The organism is Nonomuraea sp. NPDC004186, assembly GCF_053603495.1.
The window spans coordinates 15656-36033 of sequence record NZ_JBSGFQ010000109.1 but is presented as its reverse complement, the minus strand read 5'-3'; the positions used below and the strand labels follow the sequence as shown (position 1 = coordinate 36033).

Annotated in this window: 23 protein-coding genes and 1 pseudogene; 10 read left to right on the top strand and 14 right to left on the bottom strand. The window is 71.4% G+C overall.

The window, feature by feature from the left end:
* Positions 1-48: 48 nt before the first annotated feature.
* Together ACWEPL_RS51805 and ACWEPL_RS51800 are read left to right on the top strand one after the other, a co-directional pair.
* The gene (locus tag ACWEPL_RS51805; RefSeq protein ID WP_363969796.1) at positions 49-1215 is read left to right on the top strand and encodes a uroporphyrinogen-III synthase; all 1167 of its coding nucleotides are present in this window, start codon (positions 49-51) and stop codon (positions 1213-1215) included.
* Positions 1212-1946, top strand: a complete 735-nt coding sequence (locus ACWEPL_RS51800) for a sirohydrochlorin chelatase (RefSeq protein ID WP_363969798.1) — start codon at positions 1212-1214, stop codon at positions 1944-1946. Before ACWEPL_RS51805 ends, ACWEPL_RS51800 begins: the two co-directional genes overlap by 4 nt.
* A 54-nt stretch (positions 1947-2000) precedes the next feature.
* Here ACWEPL_RS51800 and mshC read toward each other — a convergent pair whose 3' ends face one another.
* From mshC to ACWEPL_RS51775, 5 genes are all read right to left on the bottom strand, one after another.
* Positions 2001-3224, bottom strand: a complete 1224-nt coding sequence (mshC, locus tag ACWEPL_RS51795) for a cysteine--1-D-myo-inosityl 2-amino-2-deoxy-alpha-D-glucopyranoside ligase (protein WP_452440764.1) — start codon at positions 3222-3224, stop codon at positions 2001-2003.
* Positions 3225-3234: 10 nt separating this feature from the next.
* Positions 3235-3882 (bottom strand): NRDE family protein, encoded by a 648-nt coding sequence (locus ACWEPL_RS51790; protein ID WP_452440762.1) that lies wholly within the window; start codon positions 3880-3882, stop codon positions 3235-3237.
* Positions 3883-3952: 70 nt separating this feature from the next.
* Complete coding sequence (locus tag ACWEPL_RS51785) at positions 3953-4720, bottom strand: SCO1664 family protein (RefSeq protein ID WP_452440761.1); 768 nt, start codon at positions 4718-4720, stop codon at positions 3953-3955.
* Entirely contained in the window at positions 4717-5265 is a 549-nt protein-coding gene (locus ACWEPL_RS51780; protein ID WP_355200806.1) for a DUF3090 domain-containing protein, read from the bottom strand. The genes ACWEPL_RS51785 and ACWEPL_RS51780 overlap by 4 nt, the downstream gene beginning before the upstream one ends.
* A gap of 9 nt (positions 5266-5274) precedes the next feature.
* A complete protein-coding gene (locus ACWEPL_RS51775; protein ID WP_363969807.1) occupies positions 5275-5961 on the bottom strand; it encodes a histidine phosphatase family protein in 687 nt (228 codons plus the stop codon).
* Positions 5962-6085: 124 nt separating this feature from the next.
* Here ACWEPL_RS51775 and ACWEPL_RS51770 point away from each other — a divergent pair, with 124 nt between their 5' ends.
* Positions 6086-7033 (top strand): aldo/keto reductase, encoded by a 948-nt coding sequence (locus tag ACWEPL_RS51770; protein ID WP_350735310.1) that lies wholly within the window; start codon positions 6086-6088, stop codon positions 7031-7033.
* A 136-nt stretch (positions 7034-7169) separates the two neighbouring features.
* Entirely contained in the window at positions 7170-8000 is an 831-nt protein-coding gene (locus tag ACWEPL_RS51765) for a hypothetical protein (protein ID WP_452440760.1), read from the top strand.
* Positions 8001-8097: 97 nt separating this feature from the next.
* On the opposite strand, the gene fabI is transcribed toward ACWEPL_RS51765, so the two are convergent.
* Together fabI and ACWEPL_RS51755 are read right to left on the bottom strand one after the other, a co-directional pair.
* Positions 8098-8862 carry an enoyl-ACP reductase FabI gene (gene fabI / locus ACWEPL_RS51760; protein WP_452440759.1) on the bottom strand — a complete coding sequence of 255 codons (765 nt, stop codon included), beginning with the start codon at positions 8860-8862 and terminating at the stop codon, positions 8098-8100.
* Position 8863: 1 nt separating this feature from the next.
* Positions 8864-9559, bottom strand: a complete 696-nt coding sequence (locus ACWEPL_RS51755) for a beta-ketoacyl-ACP reductase (protein ID WP_350735304.1) — start codon at positions 9557-9559, stop codon at positions 8864-8866.
* 77 nt (positions 9560-9636) lie between these two features.
* Between ACWEPL_RS51755 and ACWEPL_RS51750 the strand changes: the two genes are divergently transcribed.
* Positions 9637-11133 carry a TldD/PmbA family protein gene (locus tag ACWEPL_RS51750; RefSeq protein WP_363969814.1) on the top strand — a complete coding sequence of 499 codons (1497 nt, stop codon included), beginning with the start codon at positions 9637-9639 and terminating at the stop codon, positions 11131-11133.
* The gene (locus ACWEPL_RS51745; protein ID WP_363969816.1) at positions 11130-12500 is read left to right on the top strand and encodes a metallopeptidase TldD-related protein; all 1371 of its coding nucleotides are present in this window, start codon (positions 11130-11132) and stop codon (positions 12498-12500) included. Before ACWEPL_RS51750 ends, ACWEPL_RS51745 begins: the two co-directional genes overlap by 4 nt.
* 54 nt (positions 12501-12554) lie before the next feature.
* On the opposite strand, the gene ACWEPL_RS51740 is transcribed toward ACWEPL_RS51745, so the two are convergent.
* Both ACWEPL_RS51740 and ACWEPL_RS51735 read right to left on the bottom strand, forming a co-directional pair.
* The gene (locus tag ACWEPL_RS51740; protein WP_350735299.1) at positions 12555-13112 is read right to left on the bottom strand and encodes an arsenate reductase/protein-tyrosine-phosphatase family protein; all 558 of its coding nucleotides are present in this window, start codon (positions 13110-13112) and stop codon (positions 12555-12557) included.
* 123 nt (positions 13113-13235) lie between these two features.
* On the bottom strand, positions 13236-13448 hold the full coding sequence (locus tag ACWEPL_RS51735) for a dodecin (protein ID WP_350735297.1): 213 nt from the start codon (positions 13446-13448) through the stop codon (positions 13236-13238).
* Between the two features lie 99 nt (positions 13449-13547).
* On the opposite strand from ACWEPL_RS51735, the gene ACWEPL_RS51730 reads away from it, so the two are divergent.
* Positions 13548-13862 carry a DUF3099 domain-containing protein gene (locus ACWEPL_RS51730; RefSeq protein WP_363969819.1) on the top strand — a complete coding sequence of 105 codons (315 nt, stop codon included), beginning with the start codon at positions 13548-13550 and terminating at the stop codon, positions 13860-13862.
* 303 nt (positions 13863-14165) lie between these two features.
* Here the strand turns inward: ACWEPL_RS51730 and ACWEPL_RS51725 are convergent, their stop codons facing one another.
* From ACWEPL_RS51725 to ACWEPL_RS51715, 3 genes are all read right to left on the bottom strand, one after another.
* The gene (locus ACWEPL_RS51725; protein ID WP_452440758.1) at positions 14166-15299 is read right to left on the bottom strand and encodes an NTP transferase domain-containing protein; all 1134 of its coding nucleotides are present in this window, start codon (positions 15297-15299) and stop codon (positions 14166-14168) included.
* A 4-nt stretch (positions 15300-15303) separates the two neighbouring features.
* The gene (moaA, locus tag ACWEPL_RS51720; RefSeq protein WP_452440756.1) at positions 15304-16293 is read right to left on the bottom strand and encodes a GTP 3',8-cyclase MoaA; all 990 of its coding nucleotides are present in this window, start codon (positions 16291-16293) and stop codon (positions 15304-15306) included.
* 166 nt (positions 16294-16459) lie between these two features.
* Entirely contained in the window at positions 16460-16828 is a 369-nt protein-coding gene (locus ACWEPL_RS51715) for a winged helix-turn-helix transcriptional regulator (protein ID WP_350735291.1), read from the bottom strand.
* Between the two features lie 105 nt (positions 16829-16933).
* Between ACWEPL_RS51715 and ACWEPL_RS51710 the strand changes: the two genes are divergently transcribed.
* Positions 16934-17581: an NAD(P)-dependent oxidoreductase gene (locus ACWEPL_RS51710; RefSeq protein ID WP_452440754.1), complete on the top strand. Its 648-nt coding sequence runs from the start codon at positions 16934-16936 to the stop codon at positions 17579-17581.
* Between the two features lie 295 nt (positions 17582-17876).
* On the opposite strand, the gene ACWEPL_RS51705 is transcribed toward ACWEPL_RS51710, so the two are convergent.
* Positions 17877-18287: a helix-turn-helix domain-containing protein gene (locus ACWEPL_RS51705; RefSeq protein WP_363969824.1), complete on the bottom strand. Its 411-nt coding sequence runs from the start codon at positions 18285-18287 to the stop codon at positions 17877-17879.
* A gap of 80 nt (positions 18288-18367) precedes the next feature.
* On the opposite strand from ACWEPL_RS51705, the gene ACWEPL_RS51700 reads away from it, so the two are divergent.
* Both ACWEPL_RS51700 and ACWEPL_RS51695 read left to right on the top strand, forming a co-directional pair.
* Positions 18368-19225 carry an SAM-dependent methyltransferase gene (locus ACWEPL_RS51700; protein WP_452440752.1) on the top strand — a complete coding sequence of 286 codons (858 nt, stop codon included), beginning with the start codon at positions 18368-18370 and terminating at the stop codon, positions 19223-19225.
* 130 nt (positions 19226-19355) lie between these two features.
* Positions 19356-19718, top strand: a pseudogene (locus tag ACWEPL_RS51695) (helix-turn-helix domain-containing protein); the annotation flags it as partial.
* A 109-nt stretch (positions 19719-19827) separates the two neighbouring features.
* Here ACWEPL_RS51695 and ACWEPL_RS51690 read toward each other — a convergent pair.
* A complete protein-coding gene (locus ACWEPL_RS51690) occupies positions 19828-20316 on the bottom strand; it encodes a hypothetical protein (RefSeq protein ID WP_350735288.1) in 489 nt (162 codons plus the stop codon).
* Positions 20317-20378 lie beyond the last annotated feature (62 nt).

Here is a 20378-nt window from a genome sequence, read left to right as displayed (position 1 = left end):
GGTGCTCGGGGCCCGGCCAGGCATCTTCGACTACCTGGAGGTGCCGGCATGAGCGTGCTTGCCCTTGAGGGCGGATCTTCCCCGGAGACGGCCCCCGACGCCCTGTCGGGCTTCACGGTCGGCGTGACCGCGACGAGGCGGCGCGAGGAGTTCGGCGCGCTGCTGGAGCGGCGCGGCGCCCGCGTGGTCAGCGCCCCCGCGATCCGGCTGGTCCCGCTGGCCGAGGACGCCGACCTGCTCGCCGCGACCCGGCTCAGCCTGGCGGAGCCGCTCGACGACGTGGTGGTCACCACCGGCGTCGGCTTCCGCGGGTGGATGGCCGCCGCCGAGGGCTGGGGCCTGTCGTCCGACCTGGGCGAGCACCTGGCCAACGCGCGGCTGCTGACCCGCGGTCCCAAGGCCCGGGGCGCGGTGCGCGCCGCCGGCCTCAACGACCACTGGACGCCCGCCACCGAATCGTGCCAGGAGGTCAAGCAGTACCTGCTCGACCAGGACCTGCACGGGCGGCGCATCGCGGTGCAGCAGCACGGCGAGCCGCTCAGCGACTTCGTGGCGGACCTGCGCCGGGCGGGGGCCGAGGTGATCGAGATCCCGGTCTACCGGTGGCTGCCGTACCGCGACATCTCGCCGCTGCGCCGCCTCATCAGCCAGACCATCTCCGGCTCGGTGGACGCGGTGGCCTTCACCAGCGCGCCCGCCGTGCACGCGATGCTGGGCGCGGCCCGCGCCGAAGGGCTGGAGGAGTCGCTGCTGTCGGCGTTCAGCGGGACGGTCGTGGCCGCCTGCGTCGGGCCCGTCACCGCCGAACCGCTGACCTCGCGCGGCGTGCCGACGCTGCAGCCCGAACGCTCGCGCCTCGGCGCGCTGGCCCGAGCCCTGGCCCGGCACCTGCCCGAGCACGGGGTGACCCGGCTCGTGGCGGGCGAGCACCGGCTGGAGATCCGCGGCCACGCGGTGGTGGTGGACGGCGAGCTGCGCCCGCTGCCCCCGGCCCCGATGGCGGTGCTCAAGCGCCTGGCCGACAAGCCGGGCCACGTGGTGTCCCGCGCCGACCTGCGTACCGTGCTGCCCGGCAGCGTCGCCCGCGACTCCGCCGAGCACGCGGTGGAGATGGCGATCACGCGGCTGCGGCGGGCGCTCGGGCCGAGCGGGATCGTGGAGACGGTGGTCAAGCGCGGCTACCGGCTCGCCTGCCAGTACGAGGCGGGGCTGTGATCGAACGTACGGCCACGCTCGTCCTGGCCGCGCACGGCACGCGGAGCGCCGCCGGGGAGTCGACCCTGTCGGCCCTGGCGGAGACGGTCAGGATGGCCCGTCCCGGGCACCGGGTCGAGCTGAGCTACCTCGAGATCAGCTCGCCTCTGCTGTCCGACGTGCTGCCCGCCGTCCGCGGACCCGTGGTCGTCGTCCCGCTGCTGCTGGCGGGCGGCTACCACGCCCACATCGACCTGCCGGAGGTCATCGCCTCCCGCCGCCCCGACGCCGTGGTCGCCGGCTGGCTGGGGCCGCACCGGCTGCTGACCTCCGCGCTGGCCCGCAAGCTGGCGCGCGCGGGCCTGCGCGCCACGGACGCGGTCCTGCTCGGGGCCGCGGGCTCCTCCGACCCGTCCGCCCTCGCCGACGTCCGCGCCGCCGCCCACCGGCTCGCCGTACGCCTGGCGCGGCCGGTCACGGCCGCCTTCGCCTCGGCCGGCTCGCCGTCCCTGGAGGAGGCCATGGAACGCCTCGCCTCGACCCCGGCCGCCCGGGTGGCCATCGCCTCGTACGTGCTCGCGCCCGGCCACTTCCACGACCGGCTGGCCTCGGCGGGAGCGGGGCTGGTGAGCGACCCGCTCGGCCCGGACCCGGACGTGGCGGCGCTCATCTGGCACCGCTACGACACCGCCCTCACCAGCCGCCACGCGCTCCCCCGGCATTCACCCGGCCTGCACCAGGCGTCCCTCTAGCGGAGGTGCGACGCCCGGCCGAGCGCCGTTCGACCCGGCGCTCGCGGGACGGCGTCAGAGGGCGATGCCCAGGAGGGCGTCGGTGAGATCGCGGACCAGGGCGGGCGCTGTGGCGTCGGGGCCGCCCTGGGCGAGGGCCTCGTCGACCCAGGCGTCGACGGCGGCCAGGGCGCCCGGCGAGTCGAGGTCGTCGGCCATCCGGGCGCGTACCGTGGACAGCAGTTCGCCGGCGCGCGGCCCTGACGGCAGCGCCACCGCCTCCCGCCACCGCGCCAGCCGCCGCTCGGCGTCGGCCATCAGGGACGGGACGTACTCCCAGTCCGCGCGGTAGTGGTGGGCCAGCAGCACCAGCCGGACCGCCATCGGGTCGTGGGCCACTCGCAGCCTGGACACGAACACCAGGTTGCCCTTGGACTTGGACATCTTCTCGCCGTCCAGCGCCACCATGCCCGCGTGCGTGTAGAACTTGGCGAACGGCCACTCGCCGGTGAGGGCGTGCCCCTCGGAGGCGCCGCACTCGTGGTGCGGGAAGATCAGGTCCGAGCCGCCGCCCGCGACGTCGTAGCCGCCCCCCAGGCTGTCCAGGGCGATCGCCGTGCACTCGATGTGCCATCCGGGCCGCCCCCGGCCCAGAGAGGAGTCCCAGGCGGGATCTCCGGGCCGCTCGGCCCGCCACAGCAGCCAGTCGAGAGGGTGGCGCTTGCCCGCCCTGTCGGGGTCGCCTCCGCGTTCGGCGAACAGGGCCAGCATCTCCGCCTCGTCGTAGCCGGACACCTGGCCGAACTTGGGGGCGTCGGCCACGCTGAAGTAGACGTCGCCGTCCAGGCCGTACGTGACGCCCTTGGCGGACAGCTTGGAGATCAGCTCGGCCACCCTGCCGACGACCTCGGTGACGCCCACGTACTCGCGGGGCGGCAGGATCCGCAGCGCCTCCATGTCGCCGCGGAACAGCTCGATCTCCCGCTCGGCCAGCTCACGCCAGTCGACACCGGTCTGCTCGGCCCGCTCCAGCAGCGGGTCGTCCACGTCGGTCGCGTTCTGGGTGTAGTGGACCTCGTGGCCCGCGTCCCGCCACATCCGGCCGACGAGATCGAAGGCGTGGTAGGTGTTGGCGTGGCCGAGGTGGGTGGCGTCGTAGGGGGTGATGCCGCAGACGTACATCCTGGCGGTCGGCCCCGGATCGGTCTGCCTCACCTGCTTGGCCGAGGTGTCATAGAGACTCAGCGGAATGCTCTCACCTGGGAGCTTTGGAACGTTCTGGGCAGCCCACGATCTCATGTGTTTGAGCCTATCTGTCCCGATCAGCGGTCAGGTCAGTGAACTGGTACGTCACGTCCTCCGCCGAGAGTGAGACCTCCATCACCGACAGGGAGGCGAAGACGCGCCCGCCGGGGAGTTCGTGCCGGACGATGAGCGCGCCGGGGTCGGCGGACGGCTCCGCCTTGATGAGCTCGCTCCAGGCCTCGCTCTCGAACCTGGGCAGGTACACGACGACCCGTGCGCTCGCCGGGTCCAGGCCCGTGTTCACGATCATGCTGACGCCGTCGGGCAGGTCGGTGGTGGTCAGCCGGTCGCCGTCCCAGCTGAACATGCGGATCCGCGCCAGGTCGGCGAGCACCAGGTGGAAGGGGTCGTAGCGGGTCAGGTCGGGGCCGGGCGGCTCGCCGGTGGACACGGCCCGCAGCGCCAGGTCGCCGCGCGAGAGCCGGTCCGGCTCCGGCGCGTGCCGGCCGCGCCCGTTGAGCAGCGCGGCGGCGCGGCGGGCCGCCGGGTTGACGGCCAGCCAGGTGCCGCCGGCCTTGAGGTCGCGCCCGCCGACCACGCCCGGATGCTCCGGCCAGTGCTCGCCCGGCGCCTCCCACGGGCGGTCGGTGAACTCGTCTCTGACGCCCATGAGGGTGAGCGTCCGCCCGGGTTTCACGATCAGCGTGCACATGGGGCAAAGGGTAATAAACGGGCTTCGGCCGCCGCCGGGAGGGGCGGGCCCTGACGGGCCCGGGAACGCTTTAGATCGGGGGCCAGGGGATGGCGGGCCAGCCTTCGGAGGGGTACGGATGCACGCCGGTGTCCAGCAGCCGCCTGACCCGCTGCCAGGTGGCCTCGACCTCCTCCAGGCTCAGCAGCTCGCGCAGCCTGCGCCCGAGGGCGCCGGACTCGATGTCGCGCTCCAGTTTGGCCAGTACGGCCACCGCCTCGCGGGCGAGGGGCTTGCCGCGCCACTGCCACAGCACGGTGCGCAGCTTGTCCTCGACGGAGAAGCAGACCCCGTGATCGACCCCGTAGACGTGCCCCGTGGGCAGCGGCAGCAGGTGGCCGCCCTTGCGGTCGGCGTTGTTGACGATCGCGTCGAACACCGCCATCCGGCGCACCAGCGGATTTCGGCTCTTGACCAGCCGCTGGAGGTCGATCTCGCGCTCGGTGTCGATCCAGAGCTGGACCATGCCGGGGCCGAAGGGGCCGTCGCGGTAGACGGTGGGCGGCACGATGTTCCAGCTGGTCGCCTGCGACACCTCGAACGCGGCCACCTCCCGGGCGGCCAGCGTGCCGTCGGGGAAGTCCCACAGGGGGCGCTCGCCGCGTACCGGCTTGTAGACGCAGGCGGCCGAGCGGGAGCCCAGCTTGACCGAGCAGTAGAGCGTCATGTTGGTGGCCTCGACGAGGCGGCCGGCCACCTCCAGCCGTCCGTCGCGCAGCAGCGCGAGGGCCTCGCCCTCCTGCATGGACGGCGGTTGCCGGGACGGCTTGACTACCGGCTCGCTCTCCGGAGCGGTCATGAAGCCGCCTCACCCCCGCGATATCCGTTGAGGCGCACGCAGACGTGCCCGGAAGCGTCGAGCGGCTGTCCGCACAGCGGGCACGGTGGCCTGCCCGCGGAGACGATCTCGAGGGCCCGCTGGGTGAAGGCGCGAGCGGCTCCCGCGCTGATGCGCACCCGAAGCACCGCGGGGTCGGCGGCCTCGACGTCTTCCTCGTCGACGACCTCCTGCGCCTCGATCACCACTTGCGACCTCTCCGCGTCCCAGGCCAGCGCCATGGTGCCCACCCGGAAGTCCTCGGCGACGGGCACCTCGAGCGGCGCGTCGTCGGCCAGGTCGGCCGGGGCCAGCGCCGGGACGTGCGCGGTGCCCCCGCTCAGGCGCAGCACCTCGTCCAGCAGCTCGTCCAGCCTGCCCGCGAGGGCGGCGACCTGCAACTTCTCCAGCGCCACCGTGGTCAGTCTGCCCTCGGCCCTGGCCTGCAGAAAAAAGGCGCGCGCGCCCGGCTGCCCCAGGGCACCGGCGACGAACCTCTCTGGTGGGTCGTAGTCGAAGACCGGCATACGCTGACCTTACGTGGTTCCGGGTCCGCCGCCGACGGCGGCATCGCTCCCGGTGATGTTTTCTCCCCCGTCTTTCTCCTCCGAATCCTCGGGGAGCCGCAATTCCCCCATATCGTTGAGCTTGAGAACAAAGGGGCGCAGGGGGGCATAGCGAATGATGGTCAGGGCCGCAGGATCGGCTGTTATCCGCTGAAAGTGATCGAGGTGCAGGCCCAGAGCGTCCGCGACGATCGATTTGATCACGTCGCCGTGGCTGCAAACCAGGTAGACAGCCTTCTCCCCCAGGCGTTGATTCCACTCCCGGACCGCCGCGACGGCCCGGTGTTGCATACCGGCCAGGGACTCCCCTTCCGGAAATGTCACGGCACTGGGATGCGCCTGCACCACCTGCCACAGCGGCTCCTGGGCGAGCTCCTTCAGCGGGCGGCCGGTCCAGCCACCGTAGCCGCACTCGATGAACCGGTCGTCGATCAGCACGTCCATCCCGCGCCCGTCGGCGACCGCGTGGGCCGTCTCCCGGCAGCGTTCGAGGGGGCTGGAGACGACGGCGTCCAGCCTGACGCCCGCGACGCGGGCCGCCAGCGCCTCGGCCTGCGCCCGGCCGGCCTCGCTCAGATGCACCCCCGGCGTACGCCCGGCCAGCACCGGGCCGGTGAGGTCCGTCAGCCCGTGGCGGGCCAAAAGCAGCGTGGTCACCCGGCAAGTGTCTCAGGCGTGGATCACAACATTTCACCGTGGGCCGCCGCCGCCGCGCCAACCGCGAACAACAGTGGTGCGTCAGCCCGATGAGCAGGTTTCTTGTTGGTAACCTGGCGGGATCATGCAGCAGCGCTATGTCGGCCACAGTGGCCTGTCGGTGTCCCGGCTGGGGCTCGGCACGATGACCTGGGGGCGTGACACCGACGCCGACGAGGCGGCCGCCCAGCTCCGGACGTTCCTGGACGCGGGTGGCAATCTCGTCGACACGGCCGACGTCTACACCGGTGGCGACTCGGAGCGGCTGCTGGGCCGGATGCTGCGCGACTCGGTGCCGCGTTCGGAGCTGGTGATCTCCACCAAGGCCGTGGTGACGCCGACCGGCCGCCGGCCGCGCGACGCCTCCAGGCGCCACCTGATCGCCGCGGTCGACGACTCGCTCAACCGGCTCGGGCTCGACTACGTCGACCTGTGGCAGCTGCACACGTACGACGCCGAGGTGCCGATGGAGGAGACCCTGGCCGCGCTCGACGCGATCGTCTCCTCCGGACGCGCCGTCTACGCGGGCGTGTGCGACTACACCGGCTGGCAGCTGGCCGTCGCGGCGGTCACCCAGAAGATGATCCCCGGCCGCATCCCGATCACCTCTGCGCAGGCCGAATACTCGCTGCTGGCCCGCGAGCCCGAGCGCGAGCTGCTGCCCGCCGCCGCCGAGCTGGGCGTGGGCGTGCTGGCCTGGTCGCCGCTGGGCCGCGGGGTGCTGACCGGGAAATACCGCACCGGCATCCCGGCCGACTCCCGGGCCGCCACCCCGCACTTCGCCGACTTCGTCCGGCCGTACCTGGATGAGCGCAGCCGCAGCGTCGTCGAGTCGGTCATGACCGCCGCCGACGGGCTCGGCGTCTCACCGCTGGCGGTCGCCCTGTCCTGGGTCCGCGATCAGCCGGGGGTCGCCTCGGCCATCGTCGGAGCCCGTACGCACGCGCAGCTCACGGGGGCCCTGACGGCCGAGGACGTGGTGCTGCCCATAGAGATCCGAGATGCCCTCGATGACGTGTCGTCACTCGACTGACCCCTCGCCCCAGGAACGAGAGACCCCCTCGCGTATCACTACTCGATACCGAATCGCAACTTTACCTGCCAAACGCCTGCGTCTCATGTCCGATGTCCATAAAGATTTCCCCCGGAAGCGACGCAGGAGGGGACGGATGGGGAGCAGGGCCGCGATCTCGGCTGGAGTTCTCGCGGTGGCGCTGGCGGCCGTCCCAGGGGCCGCGACAGCCGCGGCGGCCGACGCGCAGGACTGTACGCGCGACGGGGGCCTGCTCTCAGGGGTGACCAACACACTGTGCGACGTGGTGAACACGCTCACCGGCACGGTCGACACCCTGACCGGCGGGACCACCAAAAAGGTGACGGACGGCGTGAACGACACCACCGACGAGGTGCTCGGCCGGGTCGGAGAGGTGGCGCCGACCACCAGGGCCACGCCTGACACCAAGTCCTCGGCGTCGCCCTCCACCTCCGCGCCGGGGCAGGAGGACGACCCTCAGGACAGCGCCTGCCGGCCGGGGCAGGCCTGCGTGGGCGAGGAGGACATGCAGAAGCTCTCCCCCTCGCCCGTCCCCTCTCCCTCGCGTTCGTCGCGGCCCCGCGAATGGGGCGTGGAATCCCTGCCGAGCAAGAGGCCCACGGCGCCGGAGCAGCGCCCGCAGACCGTGGACACGGGGCGGCCGGTGATCGAGAAGGAGACGAAGGTCGACACGGACGAGCCGCGGGTGGACCTGCTGTGGCCCAATCCGTTCGCCCATGAGCTGACCCTGCCGATGCAGGACAAGCGGGTGGTACGGCCCAGCCCGCCCGCCTCGGACGTGCTGGGGACGGCGCTGACGATCGCGCTGCTGGGGTCGGCGGTGCTGGCGACGCGGATCGTCCAGCAGCGGCGCCAGCGCACGGAGCCGATGGAGTCGATCCCCTTCGAACCGGCGCGCGCCGGAAGCGGCCCCGGCGCCGGCAACGGCCGTCACCGCGTGGCCTGAGCGGCCGCGCACCCAGGAGCGGGCCCGCGCCCGGTGGAACCCCCGCGCATCGAAAAGCGGGGCCCCGCGACCCGCGAGACCCCGCGACAGCCTCGGATCAGGAGCCGACGGCGTGGACGCCGCCGTCCACGTGGACGATGTCGCCGGTCGTCGCCGGGAACCAGTCCGACATGAGCGCCACGCACGCCTTGGCCGCCGGAATCGTGTCCGACAGGTCCCAGCCCAGCGGGGCCTTCGCCGGCCAGCTGTCCTCGAACTCCTTGAAGCCCGGGATCGACTTGGCCGCCATGGTGCGCAGCGGACCGGCCGCCACCAGGTTGACGCGGATGTTGTGCGGCCCCAGGTCGCGGGCGAGATAGCGGCTGCACGACTCCAGGCCCGCCTTGGCCACGCCCATCCAGTCGTAGACGGGCCACGCCTTCGTGGCGTCGAAGTCGAGGCCCACGACCGCCCCGCCCTCCTTCATGAGAGGCAGGCAGGCCACGGCGAGGGACTTGAACGAGTAGGTCGACACGTGCAGGGCCGTGGCGACGTCCTCCCACGTGGTGTTGAGGAAGTTGCCGCCCAACGCCATCTGCGGGGCGAAGCCGATCGAGTGGACCACGCCGTCGAGGCCGTCCACGTGCTCGCCCACCCGCGCCGCGAGCGTGTCGAGCTGCTCGTTGCTCTGGACGTCGAGCTCCAGCACCGGCGCCGGCTCCGGCAGCCGCTTGGCGATGCGCTCGACCAGGCTCAGCCGGCCGAACCCGGTGAGCACCACCGTGGCGCCCTCCTCCTGGGCCAGCTTGGCCACCGAGAAGGCGATCGAGGCGTCGGTGAGCACGCCCGTCACGAGGATCCGCTTGCCTTCGAGAATTCCCACGTCAGTGCCCCATTCCGAGTCCGCCGTCGACCGGGATCACGGCCCCGGTGATGTAAGAGGCGTCGTCGCCGGCCAGGAAGCGTACGACGCGTGCCACCTCCTCGGGCGCCGCCTGGCGGCCGAGGGGGATGCGGGAGACGATCGCCTCCTGGTCGAGGTCGGCCGTCATGTCGGTGGCCACGAAGCCGGGCGCGACCACGTTGACCGTGATGTTGCGCGAGCCGTACTCGCGGGCCAGGGAGCGGGCGAAGCCGACCAGCCCGGCCTTGGAGGCGGCGTAGTTGGCCTGGCCGGCCTGGCCGGACAGGCCGACCACCGAGGAGATGAGGACGATCCGGCCGCGCTTGAGCTTCATCATCGGGCGGATGGCCCGCTTGGCCACGCGGTAGGCGCCCGTCAGGTTGGCGTCGATGACGTCGGTGAAGGTGTCTTCCTTCATCATCGCCAGCAGCGTGTCCTTGGTGATGCCGGCGTTGGAGACGAGGACCTCGACCGGGCCCTGCTCCGCCTCGACCTTGTCGAACGCGGCCTCGACGTCGGCCATGCTGGTGACGTCGCAGCGCACGCCGAACAGACCCTCGGGCGGCTCCCCCGATCGGTAGGTGACCGCGACGGCGTCGCCGGCCGCGGCGAGTTCACGGGCGATCGCGAGGCCTATGCCGCGATTGCCCCCGGTGACGAGTACAGAGCGTGCCATGGCACCAGACGCTATCTCCTACCGGCGGGTATGCGGTTGTCCGGGTGGCACAAGATCACAGGGTTAGGATCGTGGACATGCGCCAGATCGATCCCGACTTCCTGGAGCTGCCGCTGCGGCAGCTGGCGGACGCCGCCCTGCAACGCGCCCGCGAACTCGGCGCCGAGCACGCCGACTTCCGGCTCGAACGCGTCAGAGCCGAGACGCTCAGCCTTTATGACGCCCGGCTCGAAGGCGCCATGGACGCCGACGACCTGGGCTACGCCGTGCGTGTCGTCAAGGGCGGCACGTGGGGGTTCGCGGCGGGCATCCACCTGACGCCGCAGGCCGCCGCGGCCGTGGCCGAGCAGGCCGTGCGGGTGGCGGAGGTGAGCGCCCCGATCAACCGCGAGCCCATCGAGCTGGCGCCCGAGCCGGTGCACGCCGAGGCCGTGTGGGTGTCAGAGTACGACGTCGACCCGTTCGAGGTCTCCTCGGCCGACAAGGTGAGCCTGCTGGCCGACTGGTCGGCCGGCCTGCTGAAGGGCGCCGATCACGTGTCGGCGCGGCTGCTGCAGGTCAAGGAGCAGAAGTTCTACGCCGACACGGCCGGCACGGTCACCACGCAGCAGCGGGTGCGGGTGCACCCGAAGCTCAACGCGATGAAGGCGCACGAGAGCGGCTTCGACGACATGTCGACGCTCGCGCCGCCGGTCGGGCGCGGCTACGAATACCTGACGGGCACGGGCTGGGACTGGCAGGGCGAGCTGGCCAGGCTGCCCGAGCTGCTGGCCGAGAAGCTGGCGGCGCCCTCCGTCGAGGCGGGCGACTACGACCTGGTCATCGACCCGTCCAACCTGTGGCTGACGATCCACGAGTCGATCGGCCACGCGACCGAGCTGGACCGGGCGCTCGGCTACGAGGCGGCCTACGCGGGCACCAGCTTCGCCACGTTCGACCAGCTGGGCGAGCTGGTCTACGGCTCGCCGCTGATGAACGTGACCGGCGACCGCACGGTCACGCACGGCCTGTCCACGATCGGCTACGACGACGAGGGCGTGCAGGGGCAGAGCTTCGACATCGTCAAGGACGGCATCCTGGTCGGCTACCAGCTCGACCGGCGGATGGCCCTGATGAAGGGGCTCGGGCGGTCCAACGGGTGCGCGTTCGCCGACTCGCCGGGGCACATGCCGATCCAGCGCATGGCCAACGTGTCGCTGGCGCCCGCACCGGACGGCCCCTCCACCGACGAGCTGATCTCGGGCGTCGAGCGGGGGATCTACATCGTCGGCGACAAGAGCTGGTCGATCGACATGCAGCGCTACAACTTCCAGTTCACCGGGCAGCGGGCGTACCGGATCTCCCACGGGAAGCTGGCCGGGCAGGTCAGGGACTTCGCCTACCAGGCGACCACGACGGACTTCTGGCAGTCGATGGAGGCCGTCGGCGGGCCGCAGACATACGTGCTCGGGGGCGCCTTCAACTGCGGCAAGGGCCAGCCGGGCCAGGTCGCGCCGGTCAGCCACGGCTGCCCGTCGGCGCTGTTCAGGGGCGTGCGGATCCTCAACACCGTTCAGGAGGGTGGCAAAGCATGAGGCCGCAGGAGATGGTCGAGAAGGCTCTGGAGCTCTCGGCGAACGACGACTGCGTGGTGCTGGTGGACGAGAAGTCCACGGCCAACCTGCGGTTCGCGGGCAACACGCTCACCACGAACGGCGTCGCCCGCTCCGCCCGGCTGACCGTGATCTCGATCGCGGGGCAGAGCGTCGGGGTCGTGTCGCGGGCCGCCGTACGCGAGGATCAGCTCGCGGACGTGGTGGCGGCGGCCGACGCGGCCGCGCGGGAGGCCCAGCCCGCGGAGGACGCCCGCGCCCTCGTCGAGGGCGTGCCGCAGTCGCCGCACTGGGGCTCCGCCGTCGAGCCGACCGACATCGGGGTCTTCGAGGGGTTCGCGCCCGCGCTCGGCGACGCGTTCGCGGCGGCCGAGGCGGGCGGCAGGAAGCTGTACGGGTTCGCGGAGCACTCGCTGACCTCGACGTTCCTCGGCACGTCCGCGGGCCTGCGGCTGCGCCACGACCAGCCGACCGGGCGCCTGGAGCTCAACGCCAAGTCGGCCGACCTGAAGCGCTCGGCGTGGACGGGCGTGTCCACCGAGGACTTCACGGACGTGGACGTCGCGGCCCTCGACGCCTCGCTGACGCAGCGGCTGGAGTGGGCCAAGACCCGGATCGACCTGCCGGCCGGGCGCTACGAGACGCTCCTGCCGCCGAGCGCGGTGGCCGACCTGATGATCTACCTGTTCTGGTCGGCGGGGGCCAGGGACGCGCTCGACGGGCGCTCGGTGTTCTCCAAGCCCGGCGGCGGCACGCGGGTGGGCGAGCGGCTGGGCACGCTGCCCGTCACGCTGTCGAGCGACCCGTCGGCGCCGGGCATCGCGTGCGCGCCGTTCGTCACGGCGCACGCCTCCAGCCGGGAGAGCTCGGTCTTCGACAACGGGCTCCCGCTGGGGCCGACCGGCTGGATCAAGGACGGGACCCTGGAGGCCCTGCTGCAGACCCGCTACTCGGCGGAGCTGAGCGGCCTGCCGGTGACGCCCGGGATCTCCAACCTGATCATGTCGGGCCCCGAGGGCGGCCGGTCCATGGAGGAGATGATCGCCTCCACGGAGCGCGGGCTCCTCGTCACCTGCCTGTGGTACATCCGCGAGGTCGACCCGCAGACGCTGCTGGTGACCGGGTTGACCCGGGACGGGGTCTACCTGGTCGAGCACGGGGAGGTCGTGGGCGAGGTGAACAACTTCCGCTTCAACGAGAGCCCGGTCGACCTGCTCGGGCGGTTGACGGAGGTGGGCGCCGCCGGGCGCACGCTGCCCCGGGAGTGGAACGACTACTTCCAGCGCACGATCATGCCGGCGGTGCGGGTGCCGGACTTCAACATGTCCACGGTCAGCCAGGCCAGCTGACCTTCCCGATGGCCGCGCCCAATCCCGGGCGCGGCCCCCATGATCAGCCCGTGATCAGCGAGGGCCCAGCAGAGCGCCCAGGGCGTGGCTGAGAGCCTCACCGAGGGTCTTGGTGCACGCCTCGTAGCCTTCGTACGGGCCGCCGTACGGGTCGTACACCTCGGGCGCCCGCCGCGCGTCGCGCCGTTCGGCGGCCGACTCGACGATCGCCCGCGCCCGTTCGGCCGTGTCCGAGCGATAACGGCGGTGCCCCGCCCCGGTCGCCAGTTCGGCGAACTCCGGCAGCGTGAACGTCCTGCGCTCCGCCTCGGGGGCGATCTCGACGGCCACGGCCCGGTGCCCGGCCTCCATCGTCAGCAGCAGATCGGCCGAGCTGACCAGGTCGTGGTCCAGCATCCGGGCACGGTGCGCCCGGCCGTCCAGGCCCAGCCGGTCGAGGGCCGTGATCGCGTGGGGGGCCATCGGCCGGCCGACCAGCGCGCGAACCCCCGCGCTCCCCGTCGCCACGGGCAGGTGCGCGGAGTTGAGCATCGCCTCGGCGATCACCTGCGCCATGGCGGAACGGCAGATGTTCGCCGTGCACACCAGCAGGATCCGGAACTCAACACTCACACCGGCCAATCTAACCTCTCGCCTCCGGCGAGGGGCGCCGGGACGGCTCTCCGATCCCCGGGGCCCGCACGGCCCCCTACGGCCGTCAGGGAGCCGTACGCGGCCCGTTGAGGTGTTTTCGAGTCAGGCGTCCTCGAGGCGGAAGCCCACCTTCATGCCGACCTGGAAGTGCGCGACCTCTCCCGCGTCGATGTACCCGCGGATCTCCGTCACCTCGAACCAGTCGAGGTGACGGAGCGTCTGCGAGGCCCGTCTGATGCCGTTGCGGATGGCCTCGTCGACGCTCTCCCCCGACGTTCCGACGATCTCGGTCACCCGGTACGTTCGATCCGTCATCTCCACATCCTCCTTACTCAAAGGCCATGATCGCATGACCCCTGTTCCCGCACCGGGGCGCTGTCGCACCCGGCCTGTTCCAGGTCTACGGTGGAAGATATGAAGGGGTGGCGCAGGAGACCAGACGTCCACCAGGTCACGGACGCCAAGCCGTCGCTGACGGACGACATCCGCAAGCGCGAGATCGGCTACCTCATCAAGATGGGCATCCGGACGATCTGCCTGATCCTGGCGGTCGTGGTGCCGGTGCCGTGGCCGTACCGGCTGCTGTTCATCGCCGCCGCAGTCTTTTTGCCATACATAGCCGTAATCGGGGCCAATGAGAGAGGGAAGGCTGCCCCTCCGCCTACCTTTGGCACCCCTGAAGCTAACCAAACCGAGATACCGCTGCATCGACGCGAGATCGGGTCGTGACTAAGTCTTGACGCATCCCACGGGTTGTAGGTGTACGCTTTAGGCAAGCGCTCCGGTCCCCCGTCGGAGTGCTGGTGCCGGCGTTCCGGGCCCCCGTCGGAACGCCGATGACGCGACGCCGGGTGGTTTGCCCCCGTAACCACCCGGCGTCGCCCTTTCCCGGAAGTTTTTGATCAGTTGGCGACGCCGGCCGCAGTCGGATAGGGCCGCTTTCCCGAAACCGTTTGCACTCCCTCCCGCCTCGTTATTCACAGGAAATCTTCAGGCGGGAGGGCGGCTTGACTTCAAGAGTTCGTTCGAGTGTCAGCCGTCTGTCAGCGTCTCGGCTGTGGCCTGTCCCCAGTTCTTCGCCAATGTGATCAATTTCGCCGCCGCGTCGTCGGGGGCGGTCCCTGCGCCCTGGGCGAGGCCGAGCAGATACGCCGTCAGGGGCGCGGCCGGTCTCGCGACGCCGTGGGCGACCTCCTTGGTGAGATCGAGAATCAGGTCGCGGTCCACGGTGGCCGGGTCGATGCCCAGCTCCTCGCAGGCCAGGACAGTCCATTCGTTGAGCACGTTCATACGAGCCTCCTCCAGGTCATCCATTGTGTCGCAGTCGAACCAGGGCCTTCCCGGCAACGCCAGCCGTACGGCCGTGAGGGGGCCGAGCAGGCCCTTGAGCGAGCGGCCCGGGTAGGCGGCCAGGGCCCGCTTGAGCCGCGCCGTCGGCCACACCCCGGCCAGCCACTGCTCCCGCCCGCCGTCATCCACCATCACCACCCCACCGACCGGCCCCTCCTCGGGGGCCGGTTCCGGGGCATCTCCGGACGCCGGCGCCACGGCACCTCCCGCCGCCGCCCCTGCGACGTCCTGAGACATCGGTCGCGCCGCCCGGCCGGGCATCGACGACCGCGCAGCACGCTCGGACGTTGCCCGTGCCGCGTTCCCGGGCACAGCCTCAAAAACGTCGCCGGGTGTCGGGCCTGCGACGTCACCGGGCGCCGACCGCGCCGTCTCGCCAAGCGTCGAGCGCACGGGGGCGTCGGGCGGCTGGGTTGCGGGGGTCGGCGGGGCCGGGGCGGCCGTGGGGTTGGGCGGCTGGGTTGTGGCGGCGTTCAGGAGGGCTGTGACATGGGGGGCGGTGATGAAGGGCAGGTCGCCCGCGAGCAGGACCACCCATGGGGCGGTGACCCCGTTCAGTCCTGCCGCCAGGGCCGGGACGGGGCCGCTTCTCGGCGGGTCCTCGCGGACGAACACCACTCCGGGGATCGGGCGCTCGGGGCCGACGACGATCGTCGTGCGGGCGTCCGCGACGGCCGTCACCACGTGCTCGACCAGGGATCTGCCGCCCACGGTGAGGCCGGGTTTGTCCGCCCCGCCGAGCCGGCGCGCCTCTCCCCCGGCCAGGATCACCGCGTCGAAGGCCGGCTGACCCGGGCTCTCGGCCGAGGGCGCCACGCCGTCAGCCGCCGATGGCGGACATGGGCCGGGCCGGCTGGAGGAAGGACGGGTCGTCGATGCCGTGGCCGGCGCGCTTGCGTGCCACGGCGGCGACCCAGCGTTCGGCCAGTTCCTCGTCGGAGGCCCCCTCGCGCATGCGCGTCTTCAGGTCGGACTCCTCCCTCGCGAACAGGCAGTTGCGCACCTGGCCGTCGGCGGTGAGCCGTACCCGGTCGCAGGACCCGCAGAACGGGCGCGTCACCGACCCGATCACCCCGACCCGGCCGGGACCCCCGTTCACGAGGAACCGCTCGGCCGGCGCGCTGCCGCGCTCCTCCAGGTCGTCCGCCGCGAGGTCGAACCCGCCCGACAACCGGTCGAGGATCTCGTCGGCGGTGACCATGCCCTCGCGGGTCCAGCCGTGCTGGGCGTCGAGGGGCATCTGCTCGATGAAGCGCAGCTCGTAGCCCCGGTCGAGACACCACCGCAGCAGAGGTACGGCCTCGTGGTCGTTGAGGTCGCGCATGAGCACCGCGTTGACCTTGACGGGACGCAGGCCCGCGGCGTCGGCGGCGGCGAGGCCGGCGATCACGTCGGCGTGCCGGTCACGGTGGGCGAGCCGCTTGAACGTGTCGCGGTCGAGCGTGTCGAGCGAGACGTTGACCCGGTCCAGCCCGGCGGCGGCCAGCGGCTCGGCCAGCCGGGCCAGCCCGATGCCGTTGGTCGTCAGCGAGACCTGCGGCCTGGGGCTCAGGGCGGTGGTACGGGCGACGATGTCGACCAGCTCGCGCCTGATGAGCGGCTCGCCACCGGTGTAGCGGACTTCGGTGATGCCCAGGTGCTCGACGCCTATGGTCACGAGGCGGACGATCTCGTCGGCGGTGAGGAGCTGCGCGTTGGGGAGCCAGTCGAGGCCCTCGGGCGGCATGCAGTACGTGCAGCGCAGATTGCACTTGTCCGTGAGGGACACCCGCAGATCCGTCGCCACCCGTCCGAACGAGTCTCGCAACATGGGGCGTCACCTCCTGTTCGTTCGCCAGAGGGCCAGACTACGACGCCTGTCCGGCGAGGCTCAAAATCACTCCTTCACCGCACGACAACACTTTGCGCCCTAGATCGATTCCACACGAACACCCCAGAACCGCGAGAAACGCCGCACGCGGTCGGTGTCAGCGGGGTCATCCCGCCGCCTCGTACCATGCCTCGCGGGCGTTCATCAGTTCGGCCAGGTGGTTTCTCGACCACTCGCAGCCGGCGTTCATGGGTTCGATGAGGCTGCGGCCAAGGTCGGTCAGCTCGTACTCGACGCGCGGCGGGATCTCGTCGTACGCGGTGCGGGTGAGGAAGCCGTCGCGCTCCATGGCGCGCAGGGACTCGGTGAGGACCTTCGGGGTGATGCCGCGCAGCGTGACCTGGAGTTCCTTGAAGCGGCGCGGGCCCGATTCCAGGCAGCGGATGAGCTTCGCGGTCCACTTGTCGCCGATGCGGATCGGCGCGACTACCGGAGGGCATCCGGTGAACATGTCCGGATCGAGTGGCTCGGCCATCCCGACATCGTAGGTAACTATCGTTGCGGAAAGCGATATCTCGCCCTTTACCGTCTCCGCTGAGTGGCCGGGGATGCCGGCCCAGGCAGAAGGGGTGTGGCGAAGGTGAGCAAGATCGTGGTGTTCGGCGCCGGCGGGCGGGCCGGGGTGCGGGTGGTCGCGGAGGCGGTCGGGCGGGGGCACGAGGTGACGGCCGTCGTCCGGGATCCCGGGAAGTACGCAAGTGTGTGGGATTCGTCCGGGGCGCGGGTGCGGGTGGTGGCCGGGGATGTCACCGACCTTGCCGGCGTGGCGGAGGTCGCGGCGGGGCACGACGCGGCCGTCCAGGTGGCGGCCCGGCTGGACATGTCGTCGGAGGAGTTCTACACGGCGGCGGCCCGGGCGCTGGTCGGCGGGCTGGGGCAGGCCGGGGTGTCCCGGCTGGTGGCGGTCGGGATCGGGAGCCTGCTGGAGGTCTCGCCGGGGGTTCGGCTCGTGGACACGCCGGACTTCCCGGCCGAGGCGCGGGCGTTCTCGCTGGGGCATGCGGCGGAGTTGGAGGTGTTCGAGAAGTCTGGGCTGGACTGGGTGGTGCTCGCGCCGCCGCCCGTGCTCCTCGACGAGTCGGCGTCCCGGACCGGGCGTTATCGGATCGGGGGCGGGGAGGTGCCGGCGTTGGAGCCCGCGTTCTCGTTCGCCGACCTGGGGGTGGCGGTGGTGGACGAGGTCGAGCGGCCCCGGCACCACCGCGTCCAGGTTGCCGTGTCGTACTAGCCTCCGCCGGGTTGTCGTGCTTCCGGGACGTCTTCGCCGCGCCGCCGCTTCGGACCGCGCGGGTGGTGGGCGTCCTGGGGCAGCCCGGGCGATGGAGCGTTCCGGGGACGTGAGGTGCGGGACGTGTGGCATGCAGGACACGCTCGGGCACGCGGCGCACGCTGGGCGTCGGGCGCTGGGTGCCGCCGGGCTTGGTGGTCGGCTCCGGAAATCCTTCGGTGGTTGACGTAAGGCGACTGTTGTGATGGCGGGGCGTCGGCGAGGTAGGGCGGCCCTTGAGGTTTGCCGGCGCGGGTCACAGCAGGATGTCGGCCAGCTCCTGCAACAGCTCGGTCGTCCGGCGAGCCCGACCGGGGTCGCCGATGGTGCGGCCGATCGCCTGGTCGATGCTGCGGGCTGCGCGGCGGCCGATCGCCTGCATAGCTCCGTCCGCGACTCGGACCCGGGTGCGCCGCCCGTCGCTCGCGTCGGGTTCGGTTTTCACCAGCCCACGCGCTTTGAGGCGCGAGACCGACGCGGACACGTGGCTCTGCACAAAGCCTGTCCGTTGGTGGATCTCGCTGATCGAGCTGGCGGGGTGCTTGATCACGTCTTCCAGGACAGCGGCCTCCCCGGGAGTGAGCGACAGGTCGCCGGCCTCGCCGGTGACCTGCGAGGACAGCTCGATGAGGCGCTTGCCAAGCCGGTGCAACTGTCCGCCATCCATGTGCGAAGGTTACATCGCCACAGAAGCATCGCTAGAGATGTATCGTTGGCGATGAATAAGTTTCGATCGAGGAGGCGGCGATGGAGCCAGACGGCTCACTGAAGGGTGTGGCGAAGACGGCGCTGGGGGTGGCGATGGTGAGGGCCCGCGAGAGCCTCAGGGACGACCGGCTGTTCAACGATCCGTACGCCCAGAGATTCCTGGACGCCGCGCCCGGGGCGTTTCCCGAGGAGCCCACCTTCGCCGAAGACCTTGCCGCACTGGGGCCGCTGGCCTCCTTGGGCGCCGTGTTCGCCTTCCATGGAGTACTGCGCACGCGGTTCTTCGATGACTATCTGCTCACTGCCACGGCTGCCGGTTGCGCACAGGTGGTTCTGCTCGCCGCCGGGCTCGACACACGTGCTCTGCGGCTGCCGTGGCCGGGCGGTGTGAGCGTGTTCGAACTCGACCTTGCCGAGCTGTTCGCGTTCAAGGAGGCGGTGCTGGCCGCATGCGACGCGGTGCCGACGTGCGAGCGCGGCATCGTTCCGGTCGACCTGCGCGAGAGCTGGACGGGCGAGCTGGTCGCGGCCGGGTTCGATCCCACCGCGCCAACAGCATGGCTCGCGGAAGGACTGCTGGTCTACCTGATGGCTGATGAGGCGGCGCGTCTGCTGACCGCAGTCGGTGAACTCTCCGCGCCGGGCAGCCGACTAGCCTTTGAACACGGCGACATCGCTGGTTCGGCCTTCCTTGCGCAGACTCGTGGCATGCCGACGATGGACCAGTACACATCATTGTGGAAGGGCGAACTGGGCGAAGATGCCCCCGGCTGGCTCAGCCGACACGGTTGGCAACCTCAGCCTCACGATCTTGCCGAACTCGCCGCCTCCTACGGCCGTCCCGTCCCCGGTCCTGCGAGCGGAGGGTTCCTCACCGCCGTTCGCACCGGCCGCTGACCATTCCGGGAGGATCGGCCGCTTCGTCCCGTGCCCGCCACACGCTCCGTGCCCATCACTTTGACCGCCTCCGAGCGCCACCGGCTCAAGAAGATGGCGCACGGCCACAAGACCCCACACCAGGGCCCGGCAGCGAGCGACGATCGTGCTGCATGCGGCGCGTGGGCGCTCCAACGCGCGCATCGTCCGCGAGACGGGACTGCACCTGGACACGGTCCGCTGCTGGAGAGGCCGGTTCGCCGAGCAGCGACCGGCCGGACTGTCCGACCGTAGGCGCTCTGGTCGCCCGCCCGCCTTCACGCCGCTACAGACCGCCCAGGCCAAGGCCCCTGGCCAGGCCGAGCGCGTGCTGGACCTGTACGCCCGTACCTGGCAGGGCCAGGCGCCGGGCGAGGACGAGTACGTGATCAGCGCGGACGAGAAGACATCCATCCAGGCCCGCTGCCGCTGCCACCCCACCCTCGCCCCGGCCGGGCCCGCGCGATGCGTGTGAACCACACTTACGGCCGCGGCGGCGCGCCGGCCTACCTGGCCGCCTACGACGTCAAAGGGGTCGAAATGGGAAACGCCCGGCCGGGAAAGGCCGGGCGTTTCGGGGTGGATCAGCGGCGGCCGACGACCTTGACCCAGTCCTTGCCCTCCGCCGGGGAGAGCGAGCGGGAGCCCTCGAAGACCGCGCGCCACGTACCCGACGTACGGGCCGGAACCCGCGTCGAGAAGTAGCCCTTGCCGCTGGTCCTGATGGTGTCCACGTACTCCCAGCGGCCGCTGCCGTCAGGCTGGAAGAGGATCACGATCCGCTTCCAGGCAAGACGGTGCCAGCGCTCCGAGTCCTTGCAGTAGTCGGCTTTGTGCACCGACACGAAGCCACTGATGTAGTCCTCGTCGCACTGCACGGAGAGCTTGCCCTCGAGAGTGATGGGCCGGCCCCGCCATGCGGGCTCGGGGTTCGCGTCGAACTGCAGGCTCGTGTAGCCCGCGACATCCGGGTCCAGGCCCGGGTCCGGGTCCGCGAGCGCGGGCGAGGCGGCGGTCGCCACCATCGTCGCGCCCAGGGCGGCAGCCGCCAGGCCGGCGGCTAGACGTCGCATCTTCAAAATGGAATTCCTTCCCCGTCTCGGACACGGCCCCAAGTCGGGGCCATGTCAACGCC